This window comes from Roseibium sp. M-1, from assembly GCF_054515675.1.
Window position 1 is genome coordinate 6,452,343 of the sequence record NZ_CM137257.1, and the last position, 16,906, is coordinate 6,469,248.

The window sequence follows — 16,906 nt, forward strand, 5'->3', positions numbered from 1 at the left end:
CCTCATCCCCAAGGACTCATTTACCCTTCCCGGCAGATTCTGACGGGCCAACCGCAAAACGCGCGAGGATTGCTGTCAATCCGACTGGAAGATCGATCATGCGTATCACAGGCAACAAACCCATTACCGGCGTGCAGGGACGGGGTGCGAAGAAGCAGACATCGTCAGGCTCGGATACGTTCGCGCCCGATCTTGGCGGCGAGGTGTCCCACTCTTCCCAGACGGCCGGCGGTGCCGCTATCCAGGGGATGGATGCGCTGCTTGCCTTGCAGGAGGTCGACGACCGCGCAGAACGCCGTTCCAAGGCTGCCAAACATGGACATACCCTGCTTGATACCCTGGAATCCGTGCGGGCGGATCTGCTTGCCGGACATGTGTCGGAAGACCGCCTGGAGCTGCTCGCCCGGCAGGTCGCCAAGCGTCCTCCGAGTGGTGACGAGCGCATCGATTCGGTACTGGGGGAGATAGAATTGCGGGTGAAGGTCGAGCTCGCCAAGCTTGGCCGATTCCAGGATTGAGCGGGCCTGCACGGATTGCGGCTTTGCCGCCAAATGGTCCAAAAGTTACGCAACGGATTGAAAGGATTAACTTTTTTGTCACCTTATTTTTAACAAATCAACCGTTGTGGGCTGGCGGAAGCGGCTATATATTGCGCCCGGCATAACGGTAATCCGGAGCTATCGATGACGGTTGAAATTGAGTCTGAATATCGACCCTCGGAAGACGAGCCGTTCATGAATGACAGGCAGCGCGAGTACTTTCGGAACAAGCTGCTTGTATGGAAAGAAGAGATCCTGAAGGAAAGCAAGGAAACCCTCGCCAATCTTCAGGAGGAAAGCCAGAACCACCCCGATTTTGCCGACCGTGCGTCCTCCGAGACGGACCGTTCCATTGAATTGCGTGCAAGAGATCGTCAGCGCAAGCTGATTTCCAAGATCGACGATGCGCTGGAGCGTATCGCGGACGGCAGCTACGGCTACTGCGAGGAAACCGGTGAGCCGATCGCGCTCCGCCGCCTCGAAGCCCGGCCGATCGCAACCCTGTCGATCGAAGCCCAGGAAGCGCATGAGCGTCGGGAAAAAGTGTATCGCGACGACTGATTTCCAGAAAACGGCCGGTCTGCGGCGTAGTCTGCAGGCCCTCAACGACTTTCAAAACCTTCCCCTGAGCGGGAAGGTTTTTTTATGGGCTGGCCAATGAATGCCTGCAACCTGACATCAAACGCCACCTCATCCTGAGGAGGACCGTCAGGTCCGTCTCGAAGGATGGGCCGCAAGCTCCTGAGCAAGCGGCCCATCCTTATCTGTTCGGACTTTGGTAGAAGTTGACTTGGGAGAGCCGTTGAGTGCTCTCCCAAGCGGGCCGGAGACCGTACCATCCTCGGCACCTCGCAGTCCGTTCGAAGCAAGGCTCCCGGTCCGCTTTCCAACTTATCCCGAATGGTTGCTCGCACAAGAGTGCGTAGATAAGGCAGGGACAGATGGACGCGACAGTTTACTTTGTTGGCATTGATGTATCGAAAGCGACGCTGGATGTGCATGTGCTCCCGGGAGATACGCGAGAGCGCTTTGGCAACGACCCTGCCGGATGGGCAGAGCTTGTCGCGTTGTTGTCGCCCTTTGCCGTCGAACGCGTGGTGATGGAAGCGACCGGCGGCTACGAGCGCAAAGCAGCCCGGGAGCTTCAGAGGTGCGGGCTGCACGTTTGCGTGGTCAACCCGCGCCGTGTCCGGGACTTTGCCAAGGCTGCGGGCATTCTGGCCAAGACCGATCCGCAGGACGCGGCCGTTCTGGCCCGTTTCGCGCAGGTGTTCGATCCGCCGGCAGCTCCCCAGCCCGACGAGGCGGAAGCCAAACTGGCGCAATACGCCACCGTGAGAGAGACGCTGGTGGCCGAAAGGACCCGCCTTTCCAATCAGATCGGCCTCAATGACGATCCCGCTCTGCTGCAGTTGCTTCACAGGCTGCAAGAAGCAAACAAAGCCGCAATCGCTGATCTGGACCGCCTGATCCAGGCCTGCATTCGCGAAAAGGCTGACCTGCTCCGGCGCTACGAGCAACTGCAGGGCGTTCCCGGCATCGGGCCGGGCGCGGCTGTCTCGCTCCTGGCTTTCATGCCCGAACTGGGCCAGGTCTCGCGCCGTGCCATTGCCGCCCTCGTCGGCGTTGCCCCCTTCATCCGGCAAAGCGGTACCATGCGCGGTCAAAGCAGGATTGCAGGCGGCCGTGCCAGCGTGCGGCGGGCTCTCTTCATGGCAAGCCTGTCCGCAGTCCGCTTCAACCCGATCATCAAAACCTTCTACCAGCGCCTCACCAAAGGTGGCGCCAGCAAGAAAAAGGCAATCATCGCCTGCGTCCGTAAACTCATCACCATCCTCAACGCTATGGTCCGAGACGGTAAGGACTGGAGGCAAAAAACAATCTCATAAACATGGTCGCTTCGAGACAGCGCGTGCGCGCTTCCTCAGGATGAGGGGTAAGTCGGGGCAGTCGCCTCAACCGGCGGCCAAATGTCAGTTCAAGCCTATCAGAGCGTAATCCGGTACCGGGCGAAGCCGTCGGCGCCATCGCCGGCCGGTTCGATGCGCACACCTTCCACCGACGCTGCATGGTCCGTGCCGCCGGGGCCGGTTTCGAAGAGGACCGTGGTGTCCGGAACCGGCTTGAAGCGCCAGTTGGCGTCGGCAGAAGGGTTGATGGTGCCCTGATCGACGATGTAGCGGACGAGGGCGTCCCGGTTGGTGTCCGGGCCGACGAACACAACGACGTCGTCGGTCACCCCCGGGAAGTTGCCGCCGCCGCTGGCGCGGTAGTTGTTGGTCGCGACAATGAAGGTCTGGTCGAAATCGAGCGGCTTACCGTCGAATTCAATCTTCACGATGCGGTTTGCATCCGGATTGACGAGTTCGCCCTTGGAATCGTATTTCGACGGCTGGGTCAGGTCGATTTCATAGGTGACGCCGTCGATGACGTCGAAATTGTAGCTCGGGAATTCCGGATTGATCAGCGGCTGATCCGCCTTCCCCGGCTCGACCTGCAGGAAGATACCGGCCGAACGTTCCAGCCATTCCTTGACCGTGCTGCCCTTGACGGCGACGGCGCGTACCGTGTTCGGGTAGAGGTAAAGGTCGGAGACGTTCTTGATGGCGACGTCGCCGACCGGAACATCGGTGTAGTAGTCCGGACCACCGCGGCCGCCGGCCTTGAAGGGGGCTGCTGCCGACAGGATCGGCAGGCTTTCCCATTCCGTGCCCTTGAGCATCTGGTCGATGTACCAGATCTGCGCCTTTGAGACGATCTGCACGCTTGGATCGTCGGCAACGAGCGCGAAATAGGAATGAAGCGGCGCGGAGGTCTTGCCGACCGGGCGGCGGACATAGGCAAGCGTTGCCTCGTGGTCTTGCATCACCGCGTCGAGGACGTCCTGCTGGCTCTCCACCAGCGGCGTGACAGTGCGGCCATCCTTTTCGTAGATCGGCCGGGCCTCGGTCATGAAGTTCGCGACCCGCCAGCCATTTCCGTCGCGCTCGATCATCAGGTCGATGACGCCGAGATGCGAGCCCCAGAAACCACCCATGGCGGCAGGTTTGCCGAACAGCGTCCCCTTTTCACTGTCGATGCCGGGCAGGCCCTCATATTGAGAGCCCGGGAAGACGAGGTGCTGGTGGCCGGTAAAGACAGCGTCAATGCCTTCGACGGAGGCCAGGTGCAGCGACGCGTTTTCCATGCCTTCGGAATAGTCGGTTGCGTCGATGCCGGAGTGAGAGAGGGCGATGACGAGATCGCAGCCCTGTTCGCGCATTTCCGGAACGAAGGCTTTCGCCGCGGCGACGATGTCACGCGCATTGACGTTGCCTTCCAGGTGACGGCGGTCCCAGTTCATGATCTGCGGCGGCACGAAGCCGATGAAGCCGATCTTGACCGGATAGGACTTGCCGGCACCGTCGGTGACCTGCTTTTCGACGATCGCATAGGGCTTCAGGAAAAGGGCATCGTCGCGCGGATTGGAAGCCAGTGCAGTGCCGTTGACGAGGTTGGCGCAGACAACCGGGAAATTGGCGCCGGCGAGTACCTTGTTCAGGAAGTCGAGGCCGTAGTTGAATTCATGGTTGCCGAGGGTGGCGGCATCGAAATTCAGAACGTTCATGCCCTTGATGACGGGGTGCAGATCGCCCTCTTTCATGCCGCGCTCATAGGCGATGTAATCGCCCATGGGATTTCCCTGCAGGAAATCGCCGTTGTCGACGAGGACGGAATTGGTCGCTTCGTCGCGGATCTGGCGGATCAAGGTCGCGGTACGGGCAAGACCGGCCGTATCGACCGGCTTGTCGCCATAATAGTCATAGGGGAAGACATGCACATGCAGGTCGGTGGTTTCCATCAGCCGCAGATGGGCGGTGCCCTCTTTGGCCAGCACGGAATAAGGATGCAGGGCAGCGGTAAAGCCGGTTGCGGCGGCGCCCATCAAGAGGGTACGGCGGGAAATGGAAAAGTCTTTGAGCTTGGACATGAAATACTCCTGTGCGGCCGCAGGGCCGCATTGACTGCGTGCGGCGGGACCGGGACGAGGCCGGTCGCGCGCGGCAAAGCTTGCCTCGCGCGGTTCTGCGCCGCATGGATTACAATCGTATGACGGAAAAAGCTGTCCGGATAGTCAAATTTCACAGGTTGCGTCTAACCCTGCCGCATCGGACCAATCGCGTGCGAGCCTAAGCGAATTGTGCCGGTTCGCCAATGCCTCTCGACCTGGAACCGGCGCATTGCAGCGATGAATTTCAGAAGGCCTAATTGCCGATCTTCTCCGCCATCACCGATATCGTCTGCACGTAGACGCTGGCCTTGTTCCACTTCTGCAGGACCTTGTAGTTGGCGGTGCCCGGTCCCCAGCCCTGGCCGCGGCGCCAGCCGTTCTGAGCGAGGTAGTTGGCGGTGGAGGCAAGGACATCCGGTATCGAGCGGATCAGGTCACGGCGGCCGTCCCGATCATGGTCAACGGCGTAGCGGACATAACTGGAGGCCAGGAACTGGGTCTGGCCGATTTCACCAGCCCAGGCCCCCTTCATCTCCGAAGGTTGCATGTCGCGACGCTGCACGATCGTCAGGGCGGCGACCAGTTCGTTGGTGAAGAAGGCGGAGCGGCGGCAGTCATAAGCAAGTGTCGCCAGAGACTGCAGCACGGGCAGGTTGCCGGAGTAACTGCCGAAGTTGGTTTCCAGTCCCCAGATTGCCAGGATGACGGGAGCCGGAACGCCGTACTTCTTCTCAATGCTGTTGAAGATCCTTTGATAGGTCTGTCCGAGCTTCTGGCCACGGCGGATCATGGCATTGTTGACCCGCTTGGCATAGAACTGCTCGAAACTCAGCTTGAAGGAACGCTGGTTGCGATCCAGCTTGACGACTTTCGAACTGTAGCTCGCATTGGCGAGCGCGGATTGCACGGCACGCGGTTTGAGGCCGTACCCTTGAGCATTGGCGATGAAGGACTGTTTCCAGGCGTCGAAGCCGCCCGGGCCGTTGCCGCAGCTCGCGCTCCAGGCCGGCGCAGCCGTGAGGGTGGAAACTCCAAGAACGAAGGCAAAAAGCAGGCGCATCGAATCACCGCGGAAAAATGGTCAGCTTGGCGCCATTTTAGCTCATAACAACGTTGCGTCATGCTGAGCGTGAGCGAAAGCCGGGGCGCTTTCGTTCCCGTCTAGAGCCCGGCCGCAAACACCACTTCAAGAGGGGCGTGAGACCTTCAGGCGCACTTCCTGAAAATGAGAACGGGCACGGCACTCAGGGAGCGAGATGCCGTGCCCGTCATCAGCCAGGACCGGAAACGTTTCTAGAACACGTCTCCGGCTTTGGCCGGGGGACTGAATCTATGGGCAGGATCAGAACGGCAGCAGGATGTCGAGCACCTGGTTGCCGACACGCGGCTGCTGGACGTCGGTGATCTGGCCACGGCCGCCATAGCCGATGCGCGCTTCGGCGATCTGCTCGCTGGCGATACGGTTTTCGGAGGTGATGTCTTCCGGCCGGACAATACCGGCGACGATCAACTCGCGAACCTCGAAGTTCACCCGGATTTCCTGGCGGCCCTCGATGACCATGTTGCCGTTCGGAAGGACCTGGGTCACGACGGCAGCGACGGTTGTCTGCAGCGTTTCCTCGCGGTCGACACTGCCGTTGCCTTCGAAGCTGGAGTTGCTGTTGGTGTTGGCAATGTCGCTGGCGGCGACGCCGGCCGGCATGAATATCGTGTCGATGGCCGTGCCGAGTGCACCGCCGACACCGGCGCCGCTGCTTTCGGTCCGGCTGCGCTCGGTCGTGTTTTCGATTTCGGCCTGGTCATCGATCGTGACGACGACGGTGAGGATGTCACCGACCTGGCTGGCGCGCTGATCCTTGAAGAAGGCGCGGCTGCCGGACTGCCACAGCGAATTGGGATTGTAATGGACCTGCTGGGGTTCGGGCATCGGCATCTGCACCGGCCGGTAGCCCGGGGTGGTGGTCGGGTCCTGGATGGCGTTGAGGGCAGGCTGCTGGCCGACATTGGCCAGTTTGTCCGCAGTGCCGCAACCCGCGGCAAGCGCCGAGAGCGCGATGCTCGCCAGCAGGTGTTTGGGGAATGTGCTCAGCATTATTGTGTCTCGCTGTTCAAGCTTGCAACGACGGGATTGGCGGCGTGAACGCGTACATGGCCGCGGGAGGTGACGGTCGCCGGCACCATGCGCCGGGACGTAAGGTTCATGACATCGATGACATCGCCCTGGGCGCCGTCGTCCATGGCCTGGGCCCGGGAGCTCAGCTTCATGCCGGGCATTTCGAAGGTGACCGTGATCTTTTCGCCCTTGCGGATCAGAACCGGCTGCTGGAAGTCGCGGCGCGACAGCGGGGAGGCGGCGCGCAGGCTCGTCCTGGCTTCCATGCCGACGATTTCGCTGGCATCGGCGATGGCGCCGGACGGCACCTTGGTACGCGGCATGCGGATCACGTCGATATCGTTCTCTTTCAGAATGTCGCCGCGGCGCAGAGGCTGGGCCAGCGCCACGACCTCGACCATCTCCGTTGCGATGCCTGCAAGCAGCAGGGGTTCGGTCCCGAACTCGATGGCGACCGAGGCATACAGCGTGAAGCGGCCAGAAGCCTCGTTCCATTCGACCCGGTCGACGTGGATCGGATCCTGGACCTTCGGATCGGCGACGACCTTGTCGGGAGATTGCAGCAGCCGGATCTCGAGGCTTTCAGCGTCGACACCGGCATTGCGGTCGGCCAGCGCCTTGCGCACGAAACCGGCCAGCTGGTCGCGGTTGAGAGTGGTGGCGCCCCGATAGACGACGACGGTTCTGAGCCCGTCGGTGCCGGCGCCATCAAGGCCGGCGGCGCGCGCCCGCTCGGCAACCTGCGCGGCTGGAACATTGCCCGAGGTGCCCATGTCGGGTGAGCGGAACAGCGGCTTTGAGGCCAGCAGACCGGCATTGGAGTAGAAGTCGCCGATGGTGACGATTTCCGACAGGGTCATGACCTGCGAACGCAGCACCGGCGTTTCGTCCGCCAGAGCGGGCAGGGCGGCAATGCCTGCCAGGAGCAGGGCGGCTGCCATTTTCAGAAGATGTCTCATCATCCGGAAACCTTCAGTCCTAGCGCAGGTTGGTGGTGGTGGAGTACATCTCGTCGGCGGCCTGGATGATCTGGGAGTTCATCTCATAGGCACGCTGAGCCGAGATCAGGTCGGCGATTTCGGTCACCGCGTCCACATTTGCCATTTCCAGGAAATACTGCTGGATCGTACCGTAGCCCTCGTCACCCGGGTTGCTGGTTTCCGGGGCACCACTGGCGTCGGTTTCCAGGAACAGGTTGTCACCGATGGCTTCAAGACCCGCCTTGTTGACGAACCGTGCCAGCTGCACCTGGCCCAGCTGGACAACGGTGCCGTTCTGGTTGACGCCCTGAACGACACCGGTGTTGGAAATGGTGACGTCCTTGGTCGAGGAGGGAATGGTGATGCCCGGGTTGACGGTGTAGCCGTCAATGGTCACCAGCTGGCCATTGGCGTCGCGCTCGAAGGAGCCGTCGCGGGTATAGCCCGTTGTGCCGTCCGGAAGCTCGATCTGGAAGAAACCTTCGCCGCGGATGGCGAGATCGAGTTCCTTGCCGGTCTGCTCAAGCGAGCCCTGCGACATGATGCGGGCGGTGGAGGCGATCTTGACGCCGGAGCCGATCTGAATACCAGTCGGGACGATCGTGCCGCTGTCGGAGGTCTCCGTGCCCATGCGGCGCAGGTTCTGGTAGAGCAGATCCTGGAAGTCGGCGCGCTGTTTCTTGAACCCCGTCGTACGCATGTTGGCGACGTTGTTCGAGATCACTTCGACGTTCAGTTCCTGGGCCTTCATGCCGGTTGCGGCGATATGGAGCGCTTTCATCGTGTTCTTCCTTAAAGCCGATTAGGCCTGCAGCCTGCCGAGGGTCGAGATTGCCTGCTGACGCAGTTCGTCCAGGTCCTTGACCATTTTCGACGTCGCGTCATAGGCGCGTGTGACCTGGATCAGATGCGTGACTTCGGTGATGCCGTAGACATTCGAGCCTTCCAGGCCTCCCTGGACCAGGCGCACCTGGGCGGCGGGGGCGGGATTGTCGCCCTTGAACATGGTGTCGCCGATCTTTTCCAGGGTCCGGACGTCCTCGAAGTCGACAACCTTGATCCGGCCGCGGATGCCGAGCTCCGTCGCGACGGTGCCGTCTCCGGCGATCTGCACGTTGCCGTCGGTGGCCGCAAAGGTGATGGGTCCGGTGTCGGTGAGGACAGGAAGACCCTCGGCCGTGACGAGCTGACCGTTGTTGTCCAGCTGAAAGGACCCGGCGCGCGTATAGGCTTCCGTGCCGTCCGGCAGCTGAACCGCGAAGAAACCGTCGCTGTTGAGCGCCAGATCGAAATCGTTGCCGGTCATCTTGAGTGAGCCGTGCGTGAAGTCGGTCCTCGTGGTGAACATGTCCACATAGGAAATGGCACGGTCCTGCTGCTCGAATGCGGTGCCGTCGGCGACGGGCATGACATATTCCGCAAAATGCAGGTTCTGCGACTTGTATCCGGTCGTGTTGATGTTCGCCATGTTGTTGGCGATCACATCCAGATGGTTGCGCAGGATAGATTGCCTAGACAAGGCAACGAGTTGAGCGTTCTCCATGGCGAACGGTTCCCTTCATGCTCCCCGAAGAGCCTGCCTGTCTCCCCAGACCGGCGGGCTCGTTAAGGTTAATGCATGTGGCGTGCCAATTTTTAAATCCTTGGGAAATCTGGGTAAAAACCAAAGGCGACGGGTGCGTGCGGCAAGAGATTCCGGCAGAAGTTAACCACTTGGCAATTTTTGCCCAGTGACTCGCGTTAACGGTCCGGTAACCATTCGTTAACCTTTAACGCTTTAGTAATAATTAAGCGCGCGCGAGCGCCTGCTGGACGGAGTGCGGAATGACGGACGAAAACGCCGCAGCCGGTGATGACGGCGAAGACGGAGCCGGCGGCGCTGGTGGCGGCAAAAAGAAGAAGCTGATCCTCTTTGGCGGTCTTGGTCTGGTAGTTCTGCTCGCGGCCGGAGGAGCGGCCTATTATTTCCTGATGGAGCCGGGCGTCACGATGCCGGCGCCTGCCGAAGGCGAGCCTCCGATGGAAGTGCAAAAGCCGGTGGTGTTTTTCGACCTGCCGGAAATGACGGTGAATTTGGCGACCGAGGGGCGCACGACCTATCTGAAGGTCCGCATTGCGCTCGAAGTCGAAAACCGCGCGATGATCGCACAGATCGAGCCCTATCTGCCACGCATCCTCGATGCGTTTCAGATCTATCTGCGTGAGTTGCGCCCTGCGGACCTGGAAGGGTCTGCCGGTCTGTTCCGCCTGAAGGAAGAATTGCTCAGACGGATCAATGTGTCGGTCTATCCGGCAAAGGTTGAAGGGGTGCTGTTCAAGGAAATCCTTGTTCAGTGACGCAATGAATGGCTGATATCGACGACGATGACGACCTGTCCGAAGAGGATATGGCCGATGCCTGGGGTGCCGCTCTTGCCGAGCAGGGCGCGGGCAGCGACGACGACGAGGATCTCGCCGCCGCCTGGGGTGCTGCCCTAGAGGAGCAGGGCGCCGGAAGCTCCGACGACATGGCAGCCCAGTGGGCGGCCATGATCGACGACAGCGAGCCGGACCTGGAAAACGCCACCCGCGGCGCGGATCGTGTCCTTAATCAGGAAGAAATCGACAACCTCCTCGGCTTCAACATCGAGGATACGATCGCTGGTGACCAGAGCGGTATCCGTGCGCTGATAAACTCGGCGATGGTTTCCTATGAGCGTCTGCCGATGCTCGAAATCGTGTTCGACCGGCTGGTGCGCCTGACGACGACCTCGCTGCGCAACTTCACGTCGGACAACGTGGAAGTGTCACTGGATTCCATCAGCTCCGTCCGCTTCGGCGATTATCTGAACTCGATCCCGCTACCCGCCATCCTCGGTGTTTTCAAGGCCGAGGAATGGGATGGTTTCGGCTTGATCACGGTTGAGTCCAGCCTGATCTATTCCATCATCGACGTGCTTCTGGGCGGTGGCCGCGGTACATCGGCAGTGCGCGTCGAGGGCCGTCCCTATACGACCATCGAAACCGGTCTGGTTCAGCAGATGGTCGCCCTGATCCTGCAGGACGCCGAGCACGCCTTCGCGCCGTTGTCGCCGGTGCATTTCAACCTGGAACGTCTGGAAACCAACCCGCGCTTTGCCGCGATTTCCCGGCCGGCCAACGCTGCCATCCTCGTCGAGTTGCGCATTGACATGGAAGACCGCGGCGGCTCGGTCGAGATCATGATGCCCTATGCGACGCTGGAGCCGATCCGCGATCTGCTGCTGCAGATGTTCATGGGGGAAAAGTTCGGCCGCGATCCGATCTGGGAAGGACACCTTGCCACCGAGATCTCCGCCGCAGAGGTCGAGGTCGATGCCGTCCTTTACGAGACCTATCTGCCGCTTGGGCGCATTCTCAGTCTCGATATCGGCCAGACGCTGGTCTTCGACAAGGAGCCGACGGATCCGGTGACGATCAAATGCGGCAATATTCCGCTGACCGAGGGCACCCTCGGGAAGGTTGAGGATTCAATTGCCATCCGAGTCGCAAAGAACTTGCGCAAGCCGAAGATGACACTGGCCGCGTTCGAGCGTGCCATGCAGAGCGAAATGGGGGAACAATGAGCTCTTTGCCACTCGGAATGATCATTGAGGGGCTTGTCGCGGTCCTTCTGCTGATCACCATCGCATACTGCTATACGCTCAACAAACGCCTGCAGAGACTGCGTGCGGACGAAGAGGTGCTGCGGGCAACCATTTCCGAGCTGATGACGGCAACGGAAATCGCCGAACGAGCCATTCTCGGGCTCAAAACCACTGCGGGCGAAGCGGACAAGACCCTCGGAAGCCGTCTCAAGCAGGCTGAAACCATGTCGCATACTCTGGCAAAGCAGCTCGGCGAAGGCGAGAAGGTCTTCAGCCGAATAACGCAGATTGCCGAGGCTGCACGCATGGCGGGCCCGCAGCAGGAGGCGCAGCAGGAAGACTTCTATGCGGTGCAACCTCCTGCGGAGTCCGATCCCTACGCCTATCCCGCCCAGGGCTATCAGCCGGTGCAGGCGCCGGAACCGGAGCGCCGGCGGAACAGCCGGGCCTCCGATATTCGCAGCGCCGCCGCCGAGGCAACTGCCCGCCTTGAACAGTTCCGCAAGCGCAACGGTGCGGCTGCATGAATGTCAGGCTGCTGCCATTACTGGGATTTTCGGCAAGCGCCCTGCTGGCCCTGAAGCTGCTTGGCTTCGCGCTGGGGCCTGACGGCGCCGAACTTCCCATTAATGGTGCAGCCGCTCAGGAGACGCCGGCGGGTGGAACCGGCGGTGCGATGAAGGCGCCGGACGCGGAAACGGCAGCGGGCGGTCCGCCCCCGCCGCCGCCACCTGCGGCGCTGCCCGACCAGCCGGTTTTGCCGGACAGCCTGGAAATCGGTGGATCCGCGGCCGAGCGCGCGGTTCTGGAGAGCCTCGGCAAGCGGCGCGAAAACCTGCAGGAGCAGGAAGGGCAGCTGGACTTGCGCGAAAAGCTCCTGAAGGCAACGGAAGAGCGCATCGAAAAGCGCGTCGAAGAGCTGAAAAAGCTCGAAGAGCGGATTGAGCAGGCTGTCGACCAGAAGAAGAAGCAGGAAGAAAACGAGATTGCCGGTCTGGTGACGATGTATGAAAACATGAAGCCGAAGGATGCTGCCCGGATTTTCGACCGCCTCAGCCTGCCGATCCTCTTGAAGGTCGTCCGGCAGATGAAGCCGCGCAAGATGGCAGATGTGCTTGCCAAGATGGATCCGGAAGCAGCGGAACGGCTGACGGTTGCCATTGCCAGCAACGCCTCGGAACCCACCGCCATGGCAAAACCTGTCGAGGCCCAGGCACCTGCGCCCGACGCATTGCCGAAAATTCCATCGAACTGACCGAACAATGCGGATTCCGCGGTCTCGCGTAAGGGCACGTTAACAAGACCTGACTAACAATAGTGTGTTGGCGTCATCCGAGGACTAAGCACTGTGCCAGGACCGTTCCTGACATCGAACAAGAGCTGCAGACCCGCGTGGGCAGGCAGTGCGCATCTTCTGCGCCTGCTGGCCGCGGTGTGGCTTTGTGCGCTTAGCCTTGCCTCGGCCGCCGTTATGCCAGCTGCCGCGCAGACCCAGACACTCGAACCGGTCGATCTCAACGTTGCCCAGGAAGAAGGCTACGGCCGCATCGTGCTGACCTTCAAGGATCGTACCTTGCTGCCGATCTATGACGCGGTCATCACCGGCGGCGTGCTCAGGATTTCCTTCGAGGAACCGATCGACATCAATGTCGACGACGTTCCGCTCGATCTCGGCAAATACGTCACCATCGCCCGCCGCGACCCGGACGGCAGCGCGATCCGCTTTGCTTTGAAGAACCAGTTTCAGATCAATACGCTGGAAGCCGGCGAGAAGCTCTTTGTGGACATCCTGCCGATGGACTGGCAGGGGCTGCCGCCAGGTCTCCCCGATGATGTCGTGCGCGACCTCGCCAAGCGTGCCGAGGAGGCCATGCGCAAGGTGCGGGCGCTGGAACAGGCACGGCTGAAGGCCCAGGAAGGTCCGGAAGTGACCCTGCATGTCGGTGAGCATCCGACCTTCACCCGGCTCGTGTTCGACTGGTCGATCAAGTTCGATACCGCTTTCGTGCGCGAGAACGACATCATCAAGGTGACCTTCAACCATCCGGCCCAGTTGGACATTGCCCATCTTCGGGCACATCTGCCGCAGGGTGTGATCGATGCGACCTCGTTCCTGGATCAGGGCAAGCTGAAATTCCTGATGCGCGTCGAACCGTCCGTCGATATTCGTGCCTTCCGCGAAGAACAGACCTATGTCATCGACGTGACGCCGGAAAACATGGAAGTCAACGATCCGGCGAATGCCATGATCAACAGGGAACTGTCGGTCGAGGACAATGAGAACCGCAAGGACATGATCACGACCCCGGGCCTGCGGGACACCAGGGAGGTGAAGGACCCGCGCGGCTTGCCGCCGAAGGGGGCGACAACGACCGCGAGTGGTGGTGTCCTGAAGGAATCCAGGGCGGACGAGTCGGCCGCCTATACCGTTGTTCCGCTCGGGGGCGGCGAGACCGGGAACGGTGCCGAGGCACCGCAAGCCCCGCCGCCTGCGCAGACGTCCCCGGAACCGCCGAAAGACACGTCCGCATCGCTATCCGCAGACCCGCAGCCGGAGGCCGGACGCGCCGGCGGCCCGGTGGAGCCGCGGTTGGCCATGGTGCCGCGGGCGAAACCCGATCCCCGCGGCCTGGAGCCGCCGGGCATGCTGGCCGAAGCGGAGACGGGTCTCGAGGAGGCCAGTCCGGAAATCCTCGCCGTCAACGAGACCACGACCGCTCCGGCGGTCGAAACGCTTCCTGCACCCGAGGTCATAGCCGCCCTGTCGGTGGATGGCGAGAGCTCCGCCACGGCAGCCCATGACGGACTGACCACCGCAGCGATCCCGGTTCCGGGTGTTGTTTCAGATGGGCCGGTCGCCACGCCGGCTTCCTTCCAGGTGGCGCAAGCCGATCCTGGTGCCTTGCCCTTGTCGGAGGTAGCACCGGCGGAAGAGGAAATCATCCGGCAGGCACCGATGCTGGACCTTTCCACCCAGCAGATCGAAGAGCAGCAGGAAACCGCAGCGCCGGAGAACAACGGCATCCCGACCCTGCAGCCGGTCGAGACCAAAAACCAGGGCCTGCAGCCGAATGCCCCGTATACGGCCGCCCCGGTCCAGGTGGAAACCACGCCGACACTTGGCGGCAGCGATGTCCCGGCCGGGATCCAGCTGCCCGAGCAGGCTCCGGCGCAGCCGGAGGTCTGGCGGGCCCAGGGTGGCAACGATGCCGGCACTCCGCCGTCACCGGAACAGCCGCCGGAGAATTTCGCCCAGGAAGTGCGCAATTTCGTCTCGGCGGAGGCAAGACGGATCGGCAATACCGTCCGTGTGGTTTTCCCGTTTTCCGAGCCGGTCTCCAGTGCTGTCTTCCGGCGTAACGACAGCATCTGGCTGATCTTCGATACGGATGCCACGATCGACACGCGCGGCATGGTTTCCGCGCTTGCCGAAACGGCCGAGACAATCGAGGTGCAGCAGTTCGAGGACTATCAGATCCTGCGCATGGACATGAACGATCCGGTGCTGGCGACGGTCGGCGTCGACGGGAATGCCTGGTCGCTGGTGATTGGCGACCTGATCCTGGAGCCGTCCATTCCGCTGCAGCTTGAACGTAATGTCCGCGGGGACGGCGGTTCCGTCCTGCGCGTGCTTTATCAGGATCCGCAGAATATCCGTCAGATCACCGACCCGTTTGTCGGCGATACCATCGCTCTCGTAACCGGGTTCGGCCCGCCGCGCGGCCTCCTGAAGCCGCAGACCTTCGTCGATCTGGACGCTTTGAGTTCCGCGCAGGGTATTGCCGTCGTACCCAAGTCCGACGGCGTGAAGATGAAGATCCTTGGCGACGACGTCATCATCGAGAAGGAAGGCGGCCTGTCGCTTTCAAGCCAGCATCTGCGCGGCGGCACAGGTGCATTGCGCATGATTGTCGAACCGGACGAAAGCAATTTCATCGAGTTCGTGTCGCTGAGCACGGAGGGACCGGGAGCCTACAGGAAGCGGCTCCACGAGTTGCAGGACAAGCTGGCGAAGGCCCATGAAAGCAAGCGCCGCAAGCCTCTGCTGGCTCTGGCACGGTTCTATCTGGCGCACCAGTTCGCCCAAGAAGCGCTCGGCTTGATGAAACTGGCGCTGGAAGAGGAACCCGCTCTCGCCGAGGACAGTTCCTTCAACCTGATGATGGGCGCCGCCCAGACCCTGGCCGACCGGCCCGATGAAGCCTTTGCTCATCTGAACCGCCCCGAACTGAAAAACAGCCCGGATGCCGCCGTCTGGCAAACGCTTGTCGACGTCAAGCTGGGCAACTGGACGACCGCACGCATCGCCATGCCGCGCGGACGGGCCGTGGTCGGCAACTACCCGGCGGCCATCCAGACCGAATTCAAGCTTGCCGCCGCCCAGGCCATGGTCGAGGTCAACGATTTCGGCATCGCCAACTCCATCCTCGCCGAAATTGAACCGTCCGAGGTCAACCGCACCCAGGCAGCGCGCTACGACATCCTGCGCGGACGGGTCGCCGATGCTTCGGGCCGGTCGCAGGAAGCGCTGACCGTCTTCGATCTCGTGACCCGTTCGGACGACAGGCCGCGGGCTGCGGAAGCTGAATACCGGGCATTGCGGATTCGCTTCCGCGACGGCGAAACCGGCGTCGACGATACAATCGACCGCCTGGCGGGTCTGGCGACCTCCTGGCGCGGCGACGAGATCGAGTTAAAGACCCTGCGGTTCCTGGCGCAACTCTATGCAGAGCGGGGCCAGTACCGGGAAGCCTTCGAAGCGATGAAATCCGCTGTTCAGGCCGAGCCGGACGCGGACACGACACGTCTCCTCCAGGAAGAAATGAACGGCCTTTTCAGTTCCCTGTTCCTGGACGGCAAGGCCGATGAGATGCCGGCGGTGAAGTCGCTTGCCCTGTTCTACGATTTCCGCGAACTGGTGCCGATCGGCCGCCAGGGCGACGAGATGGTGCGCCTTCTGGCCAAGCGGCTGGTGGAGGTCGATCTGCTCGACCAGGCGACCGAACTGTTGCGCCATCAGGTCGACAACCGGCTCAAGGGCGCGGCGCGCGCGCAGATCGCCGCCGATCTTGCCGCGATCTATCTGATGGACCGCAAGCCGGAAGAAGCACTGCGCGTCCTGAACCGGACGCGGCAGGCTAGCCTGCCGTCGACGCTGGAGCGCCAGCGCAACATCGTCGAGGCGCGGGCGTTGACCGAAAGCGGCCGGCCGGACCTGGCGCTGGAGCTGGTGCGCAACATGCGCGGTTCGGATGTGGACCGGCTGAGAGCGGATACCTTCTGGGCAGCCGAGAGCTGGCGGGACGCGGGCGAGCAGCTTGAAGCCATGCATGGCTCACGCTGGTCGGACAACATTCCGCTGGATGATCTGGAGCGCCGGGACATCTTGCGTGCGGGTATCGCCTATTCGCTTGCCGGCGACCAGCTCAGCCTGGAGCGGCTGCAGACGAAGTACATGACCAAGATGGCCGACAGTCCGGAGGCCCTTGCCTTCGAGGTCGTCACCCGGCCGATTGAAACGCAGGGTGTGGAATTCCTGGAGGTCGCCAACGGCCTGGCGGATATCGACTCGCTCGAAACCTTCCTCAAGGAATACCGGCGGCAGTACATGTCTCCGGACCGCAGCCCGGACCAGTCGGCGACGGCGCCGGCAGGTGATGCGGCCGCGAGCTGAGGCT

Annotated in this window: 14 protein-coding genes; 8 read left to right on the forward strand and 6 right to left on the reverse strand. The window is 61.8% G+C overall.

The features are described from left to right. The first annotated feature begins 98 nt into the window (after positions 1–98). The 3 genes from ACX3M4_RS29060 (at position 99) to ACX3M4_RS29070 (ending at position 2,428) form a co-directional block, all read left to right on the forward strand. Positions 99–518, forward strand: a complete 420-nt coding sequence (locus ACX3M4_RS29060; RefSeq protein WP_459356411.1) for a flagellar assembly protein FliX — start codon at positions 99–101, stop codon at positions 516–518. A 165-nt stretch (positions 519–683) separates the two neighbouring features. Continuing rightward, entirely contained in the window at positions 684–1,100 is a 417-nt protein-coding gene (gene dksA, locus ACX3M4_RS29065; RefSeq protein WP_459356412.1) for an RNA polymerase-binding protein DksA, read from the forward strand. Positions 1,101–1,480: 380 nt separating this feature from the next. Next, positions 1,481–2,428, forward strand: a complete 948-nt coding sequence (locus tag ACX3M4_RS29070) for an IS110 family RNA-guided transposase (RefSeq protein WP_459356413.1) — start codon at positions 1,481–1,483, stop codon at positions 2,426–2,428. A 98-nt stretch (positions 2,429–2,526) separates the two neighbouring features. Here the strand turns inward: ACX3M4_RS29070 and ACX3M4_RS29075 are convergent, their stop codons facing one another. From ACX3M4_RS29075 to flgF, 6 genes are all read right to left on the reverse strand, one after another. Next, a complete protein-coding gene (locus ACX3M4_RS29075; RefSeq protein ID WP_459356414.1) occupies positions 2,527–4,509 on the reverse strand; it encodes a bifunctional 2',3'-cyclic-nucleotide 2'-phosphodiesterase/3'-nucleotidase in 1,983 nt (660 codons plus the stop codon). Positions 4,510–4,783: 274 nt separating this feature from the next. Beyond that, complete coding sequence (locus ACX3M4_RS29080) at positions 4,784–5,590, reverse strand: lytic murein transglycosylase (RefSeq protein WP_459356415.1); 807 nt, start codon at positions 5,588–5,590, stop codon at positions 4,784–4,786. A gap of 282 nt (positions 5,591–5,872) precedes the next feature. Then, a complete protein-coding gene (gene flgH, locus ACX3M4_RS29085) occupies positions 5,873–6,622 on the reverse strand; it encodes a flagellar basal body L-ring protein FlgH (RefSeq protein WP_459356416.1) in 750 nt (249 codons plus the stop codon). Continuing rightward, on the reverse strand, positions 6,622–7,605 hold the full coding sequence (gene flgA, locus ACX3M4_RS29090) for a flagellar basal body P-ring formation chaperone FlgA (protein WP_459356417.1): 984 nt from the start codon (positions 7,603–7,605) through the stop codon (positions 6,622–6,624). Before flgA ends, flgH begins: the two co-directional genes overlap by 1 nt. A 16-nt stretch (positions 7,606–7,621) precedes the next feature. Next, complete coding sequence (gene flgG / locus ACX3M4_RS29095; protein ID WP_459356418.1) at positions 7,622–8,404, reverse strand: flagellar basal-body rod protein FlgG; 783 nt, start codon at positions 8,402–8,404, stop codon at positions 7,622–7,624. 21 nt (positions 8,405–8,425) lie between these two features. Then, on the reverse strand, positions 8,426–9,166 hold the full coding sequence (gene flgF / locus ACX3M4_RS29100; RefSeq protein WP_459356419.1) for a flagellar basal-body rod protein FlgF: 741 nt from the start codon (positions 9,164–9,166) through the stop codon (positions 8,426–8,428). Positions 9,167–9,447: 281 nt separating this feature from the next. Between flgF and ACX3M4_RS29105 the strand changes: the two genes are divergently transcribed. From ACX3M4_RS29105 to ACX3M4_RS29125, 5 genes are all read left to right on the forward strand, one after another. Continuing rightward, positions 9,448–9,960, forward strand: coding sequence for a flagellar basal body-associated FliL family protein (locus tag ACX3M4_RS29105; RefSeq protein ID WP_459356420.1), 513 nt, complete (start codon positions 9,448–9,450; stop codon positions 9,958–9,960). A 50-nt stretch (positions 9,961–10,010) separates the two neighbouring features. Further along, positions 10,011–11,207 carry a flagellar motor switch protein FliM gene (fliM, locus tag ACX3M4_RS29110; RefSeq protein WP_459359517.1) on the forward strand — a complete coding sequence of 399 codons (1,197 nt, stop codon included), beginning with the start codon at positions 10,011–10,013 and terminating at the stop codon, positions 11,205–11,207. After that, a complete protein-coding gene (locus ACX3M4_RS29115; RefSeq protein WP_459356421.1) occupies positions 11,204–11,755 on the forward strand; it encodes a DUF6468 domain-containing protein in 552 nt (183 codons plus the stop codon). The genes fliM and ACX3M4_RS29115 overlap by 4 nt, the downstream gene beginning before the upstream one ends. Next, positions 11,752–12,483, forward strand: coding sequence for a MotE family protein (locus tag ACX3M4_RS29120; RefSeq protein WP_459356422.1), 732 nt, complete (start codon positions 11,752–11,754; stop codon positions 12,481–12,483). The genes ACX3M4_RS29115 and ACX3M4_RS29120 overlap by 4 nt, the downstream gene beginning before the upstream one ends. 216 nt (positions 12,484–12,699) lie before the next feature. Next, positions 12,700–16,902 (forward strand): tetratricopeptide repeat protein, encoded by a 4,203-nt coding sequence (locus ACX3M4_RS29125; RefSeq protein ID WP_459356423.1) that lies wholly within the window; start codon positions 12,700–12,702, stop codon positions 16,900–16,902. Positions 16,903–16,906: the final 4 nt, after the last annotated feature.